5 protein-coding genes are annotated in these 6,465 nt (G+C 44.9%); all 5 read left to right on the forward strand.

What is annotated here, in order from left to right:
* Positions 1-320: sensor histidine kinase (locus AACR09_RS17210; RefSeq protein ID WP_265575715.1), on the forward strand; the 320-nt coding region annotated here is incomplete at its 5' end.
* 72 nt (positions 321-392) lie between these two features.
* Positions 393-1,223 (forward strand): LytR/AlgR family response regulator transcription factor, encoded by an 831-nt coding sequence (locus AACR09_RS17215; protein ID WP_193835428.1) that lies wholly within the window; start codon positions 393-395, stop codon positions 1,221-1,223.
* 237 nt (positions 1,224-1,460) lie between these two features.
* Entirely contained in the window at positions 1,461-4,241 is a 2,781-nt protein-coding gene (locus AACR09_RS17220) for a M16 family metallopeptidase (RefSeq protein WP_193835429.1), read from the forward strand.
* 285 nt (positions 4,242-4,526) lie between these two features.
* Positions 4,527-5,009 carry a hypothetical protein gene (locus AACR09_RS17225; protein ID WP_029221919.1) on the forward strand — a complete coding sequence of 161 codons (483 nt, stop codon included), beginning with the start codon at positions 4,527-4,529 and terminating at the stop codon, positions 5,007-5,009.
* A gap of 274 nt (positions 5,010-5,283) precedes the next feature.
* Positions 5,284-6,465: SecDF P1 head subdomain-containing protein (locus AACR09_RS17230; RefSeq protein ID WP_228010731.1), on the forward strand; the 1,182-nt coding region annotated here is incomplete at its 3' end.

Raw genomic sequence — 6,465 nt, forward strand, 5'->3', positions numbered from 1 at the left:
ATTTGCAGGTGATTCCACCGTTCTTGATTCAACCCTTGGTCGAGAATGCACTTACGCATGGCATAGAACCCAAAGCGGCGGGTGGCCAAGTGAATATTCGTATTACTCAACAAGCCCAGCAGCTAAAAATTGAAGTGGCTGATAATGGCGCAGGGCTGAAAACGCCTTCTGCGAATACGGGTCACGGTGTTGGGTTAAGCAATATTCGTCAAAGAATTGAAACCCTTTATGGTGATAAGGCGAGCCTAACGATTACTGAACAAGCTAAAGGCGGGGTAGTCTCGACGATCTTGTTACCGCTGACTGATGCTGCCGCCTAGAATTACAGATCAGAAAACACAGAGCAGTGACGAAAAATAGACGATTTACAGTGTGAATTTAAAGGACTAGCCATGAATAACCCAGCAATACAGCCGAGCGTAACGGCGATTATCGCAGACGATGAAGCACTGTTAAGGCACCACCTAGACAAGAGTTTGGCTGAGGTTTGGCCGGAGCTAGAAATCGTCAGCAAGGCACAAAACGGTTTGGAGGCAATGCAGAGTATTCAGCAGCTTAAGCCCGACGTGGCTTTTCTCGATATCCGTATGCCAGAGCTGGATGGTATCTCACTAGCGAAACAACTCAACAAGCTAGATTCACCGCCATTGATTGTGTTCATTACGGCTTATGACGAATACGCAGTCAAAGCTTTTGAACATAATGCGATGGATTACCTACTTAAGCCAATCAACGAAGAGCGCTTACTGGCCACATGTCAGAAGGTACAAGCGCGTTTGTCGAGCAGCCAAACGCAAACAGGTAATCCCCTTGAACAACCTGATATCACGGCGTTAATGGCTCAGCTTCAACAGCTATCACAATCGTCTTCCCAACAAAACAAGCAACAGTATCTCACGTGGCTCAAAGCCAGTGTCGGAGAAGACATTCACTTAATCGCAGTCGATGATGTGGCTTACTTCAAAGCGGAAGACAAGTACGTGTCTATATTCAAAAAAGGCCAAGGCGGTTTGCTAGAGGAATTTATTCTTCGCGTGTCTCTAAAAGAGCTGATTGCGCAGCTTAACCCAGATGAGTTTTGGCAGATCCATCGCTCGGTGGTGGTTAAAGTGTCGGCCATTGATAAGGTGAAGAAAGGGCTCTCAGGCCAGATGTCGGCTTATGTGTCAGGCGAGAAGTTACCGATCAGCCGCGCTTCGCAATCGCTCTTTAAGGGTATGTAGCGAACAAGCTTAAAGGTATGTAGCCATTGATTTTAAATGGATGTAGTTAGCGAGTTTAAATGGATGTATTAGGCTCTATCAAAACGCTGCTTTAAACGAGCACAGCCGATCTTACATAACGTATAGTGATTTATAAAATAAAGATCTATATCACAAAGATACTCATCCGGTTCAATATTAAATAATAATCGTTAACTCAATCTGTATATTGTCGATGAATGACATTAAGAGGTTGTTATGAAAACATATTATTTAGCGACGGCACTATGCCTCACCTTAGTTGGCTGTAGCTCAACATCAAAAACTACCGAAACGCCAATCCAGCCGGATCCGGCATGGACATCAGGCCAGCTAGAAAATGGCCTTACCTACCATGTTTATCCTGATCATGAAGAGTCTGTCTCTGTACGTTTAGTCGTGCACGCGGGTTCGTTCCAAGAGACTGACCTACAAGAAGGTTATGCGCACTTTTTGGAGCACATGGCATTCAATGGCAGTAAAAATTTCTCTCAAAATGACGTGATTCGTCTATTCGAAGATGCAGGCGCTAGCTTTGGTGCTGATATCAATGCCTACACTTCTTACCAAGAAACTGTGTATCAATTAGATTTACCTGACAATGTCCAATTACAGTCTGCCCTGACGTGGATGCGAGACATTGGTGATGGCCTGGATCTATCAAGTCCAGAAGTTGAAAAAGAGAAAGGTGTGATTCTTGGTGAGTTCCGTTATGCACGCTTAGACGACAAGCCATTCGCAGAACAGTTTTTAGACCACTTCATTGAGGGTGGTCAGTATGAAGGCCAAGATGCACTTGGTACTAAAGAGTCTGTGCTCAGCGCGACTTCCCAAGGGCTAAATAACTTTTATCAGACTTGGTATCAACCTCAGAACATTGAGGTGATTGTCTCCGGTGACATTGACACAAAAACCGTCATTCCATTAATTGAACAGAAGTTTTCAGACTGGCAGCGAGGACAAACTCCCAAGCCAGTAAAACAAAGAATTACCACCTTTAATGAAGGTGATTATATTGAGTATGCAGAATCGGAAGCGCCAAGTATCTCTTTGATGATCAACCGAGGGGCAAGTGCGGTTGACACTCGCGCGCAACAGCATCAACTTTGGCTTGATGAGACAGCACAGCAACTGATCAGGCAGCGACTTAATACCAAGTTCAATGATGCGGCTTTGCCAACTCAATGGATAAGTTCCAAACATTATTCTATGGAATATCAGCGCTATTCATTAGTGGATGTTGGCTTTCCTGTCGGCGCTCGTGAGGTGACTCAAAAGGAGCTAATCGCGACATTGGCATCTCTGCGTGATTATGGCGTCTCTGAAAATGAGATAATTAGCGAACAGCATTATTATCAAGACTTACTCGATAATGTTGAGATCGATTGGGACAATATGGACAGCGTGCAGCACGCTAACCAGAAAGCGACGGCTTTAGTGAACGAACAAATCGTGCAATCACAACGAGACTATGAAGCGAGCCTTGAAGAGTTTGTCGCAAACCTCGATCTTGATGCGATTAATGCCAATATTAAGGCTTTGCTTTCTAGCGACTATTTCGTAGTGGTTGGTATGAATGAAAGTGAAGATAAAGTTGCGGTTACCCAAGCCATCGAGAACTTGAAAGCAACTTATAGCGAAAAGGGTGCCAAACCGTTGTTTTCGGTGACCAGCAGTGCTTTTGCTGTTCCTAGTTCGCAAGGCGATATTGAGTTAGTGGAACAGATGTATGTAGACCCATATGTTCAAAAGTGGACGCTTAGCAATGGTATCGATATGTGGTATCTGCGTGACTATCTCGCAGGCGATGACATAGGTATTTACTACACAAGCTTAGGTGGTAAGGCCGCTCTCGATCCTAAGTTATATCCAGCGTCAGAGTTAGCTCTTGCTGCTATCGGTAGAAGTGGTGTTGGCAGTTTTTCAGGAACGGAGCTTGATGCGCATTTGGATCGTGAAGATATTCAGGTTTATCCGTTTATCGATTTTACTCACCATGGCGTCGAATTTAAGCTCACCAGTAATGGCTTAGCGGAAACTTTTGCTGCACTCAACGCGATCGTTACATCAGTCAAGGTATCGCCAGAGCAACTGGAGGCGGTTAAGCAAGAGTTCATTCAAAATCGAGATTCTTACTTAGCAAGCCCTACTGGTCAGTTCGCATATGCAATGAACCAAAATACCTATCAAGCGGACAGTGATCATGTGCTGCTCGATAGTAAAAGTGTGGAAACGGTTTCTGTTGAAGAGATAAAGAGCGTCCATCAGCAGTTGTTTGGTCAATTCCGAAATAATCAGCTGGTTATTGTGGGCGACATTGATCCAAGTGAACTGAAACCTCTGGTTCGCCAGTACTTGGCTTCTATTCCATTGGAAAAAGCCGTTGTGCCTGACTTTAACGTCGCGTACAAGCACCCATCTAAAGCGCGTATTGATTTGTCGGTCAACACGGCTAATAGCACTGAGTACATGCTAAGAGTCATTGCGGAGCCTTCCGAGCAAACTGGAATAGTAAGAGGGCAAACGGCGAAAGATATCTTTATGGAAGACATGCTGCAACGCCTGCTTGTTACTCGTTTAGACGCGTACATACGTGAAGATTTAAGTCTAGATTACTCACCTTATGCTTACTGTGTATCGCAAGATGGTGATACAAGCCATGACTGGTTTATTGGTGCGCTGATCGACCCTAAAAATGCCGATAAGATAGAGGTCGCGATTGATAAAGTGATTGGAGACCTTCTGAAGGGCGTCTCAAATGATGAGATTAGAGCGGCAGGCAAGCAACTAGAAGCGGACTTTACGCCTTTAGATACTAGCGTTGTGGACCAAGCATGGTTCGTGTCTCGTTATCTTTTGCACGACTATGGTGTAGAAGCCTTGTTTAACGTGAAAGCGACGGTTAACTCAATTTCTCGTGAAGATATGAATCAACTTGTCCAACGCATCTTTGGTGAAAATAGCCGTAAGGTTAAGAACATCATGCGTCCTAAAGCCTAAAGCCTAAAGCCTAAAGCAGACAGAAACACTTAACCCAAAGCCAAGCGCGCATCGCTTGGCTTTCTTGTTTTTACACCATTCATAATATCTATGCACCAAGCTTTGTTGAGCTCTTTTTGAGGTATATAAATCTAAATGCCGTGAGTGCCTAATCGGTTGCATCGTATCATTTTCTAAAAAAATGTTTTAAATCAAGACAGCGTTTCATTTGTATTGTAGATTGACGATCTACGAGAATGTTGTTTGGATATTAGATTGCTTAAATTAGGTACCCGATTAGTCTTAATGTTGTTTTTACTGAGCTTTGGCTTAGTGAACTCTAATGGCTATTCGTTCCCTTCTAAGCCATTTCAAATATACTCGGCTCAAGAGCAATCTTCACAGAATGAACAATCTTCCTCGATAAAACAGTGTAAACAAGCCGCTACGGATAACCCGTCGAGCTACTTTGAGTGCAACAAAGCTCAGTTTGGCACCGATCCTTCTGGTGACAGTTCCAACTATCACGACACAGAGTCGAGCCTCCAAGCTGCAAACTTCAGACGTATGCTCAGTAACGAGCAAGAAAGCGTGGCCGATCTTGAGCCAGCTTATCATCTACTGATTGACTTCTCTCCCCCCTCAATACTGGCTTCCCTGCTCTTCAACACGCCGTTGTTGGATTCCAAGCTGCACTGGACCAGTATTGTGAGTTCTCCGTCTTCCCGGCTTTCGGGGTGGAAAGAGGGCAACATCCAATACTCGCATTTCCGAGAACTTCTTAGCTAATCGTTTGACCCTAAATTGGTCGTATCGATGGTCGCCTCGCGTGCCTGTTGAACTCGCCAATTAACCAAGACAAACATAGCGACATCAGCTTTAGCATCACTACCGTTCAATCAGCTTGTTCTGGTTTCAGCTATCGATCGTGTTCGCAAAACATTAGTTATACCAATCGTAGTAAATAACTGGTCATCCTAGCTGGTTAAAACGCTCGTTCACTGCTTTTTTCCGGTGCTATTTTTGAGCTCGTATTTACGGTGATTGGTAAAAAGAAGAGATCTTGACTGTGAAAAAACGCATTCCAAGAAAACAAATCAACCACTATTCAAAGTGGAAATACGCGGTGCTTATCGCCACCATTATCATCATGGTTCTGAGTGCTTTACCTTCTTGGTATGGCGAGAATGCATCGGTTCAAATCAGCAATCGCTCTGAGCAGACAATCGATGCGACTCAAATTACTCAATACCTTGCGAGCGAAGGCATCCAAGCCAAATCTGCATTTCAAAAAGACAAACGTTTAGTCGTGATCTTAGAAGATGCTGAACAACAAGCGAAAGCCAAAGAGGTGCTGAATGAGCGCCTATTGGATAACGCGACCGTTGCACTTGCTATGGAGCCAGCAGCACCTAAATGGCTAACAGACATGGGTTTTGCGCCGATTCAGTTAGGCCTTGATTTACGTGGTGGTGTGCAGTTCTTATTAGAAGTGGATATGGAGCCAGTTTATCACGCGCAAGCTCAAGCGATGGTCGACGAGGTGACCAGTCAGGTGCGTTATGCACGCGGTAAAGTGGTCAACAACCAAGTTCAGTTTGATTTCCGTACCGACGCCGATTTCGAAAAAGCTCAGAAGCTGATTCGTCAAGAATTCCCACAATGGCTACGTAACCACTCAGACAAGTCGCTAACGTTAACTCAGTCTGAAGAAGAACAAAGAACGCTACGTAACCTTACGGTTCAACAAAACCTGCAAATCATGCGCAGCCGTATTGAAGAATTAGGCATCACGGAAGCATCGATTCAACGTCAAGGTGAAAGCCGTATCCGTATCGAGTTGCCGGGTGTACAAGACCCTGCTGCAGCAAAAGACGTGATTGGTGCAACGGCATCATTGGCGTTCTATTCGGTGTACGACAATGCCACTCGCAGTACTCAAACCCTGAAAGATTCAGACGGCAACCGTGTGGTCGTCGACCGCAAGGCAGTGTTGAGTGGCGAACACATTATTGATGCTCGCAGTGGCATTGGCGAGATGGGCAGTGCAGAAGTCAACATTACGCTGGATTCCTCTGGTGGTAAGAAAATGTCTGAGTTCTCACGTCATAACATCGGTAAGCCAATGGCAACGGTGTACAGCGAATACAGCCGTGATAGAGCGGGCAACAGCAAGCAAGACAGCGAAGTGATTAGTGTGGCAAACATCCAATCTCAACTGGGTAGCCGCTTCAGAATCACAGGC

Origin of the sequence: Vibrio sp. OPT20 (assembly GCF_963889365.1) — a bacterium.
In the GTDB taxonomy this organism is placed as follows: domain Bacteria; phylum Pseudomonadota; class Gammaproteobacteria; order Enterobacterales; family Vibrionaceae; genus Vibrio; species Vibrio splendidus.

Excerpts from the sequence above, each read along its gene's own strand:
- AACR09_RS17215 (WP_193835428.1), top strand. The coding sequence starts at position 393 with ATGAATAACCCAGCAATACAGCCGAGCGTAACGGCGATTATCGCAGAC.
- AACR09_RS17220 (WP_193835429.1), top strand. The coding sequence starts at position 1,461 with ATGAAAACATATTATTTAGCGACGGCACTATGCCTCACCTTAGTTGGC.
- AACR09_RS17225 (WP_029221919.1), top strand. The coding sequence starts at position 4,527 with ATGTTGTTTTTACTGAGCTTTGGCTTAGTGAACTCTAATGGCTATTCG.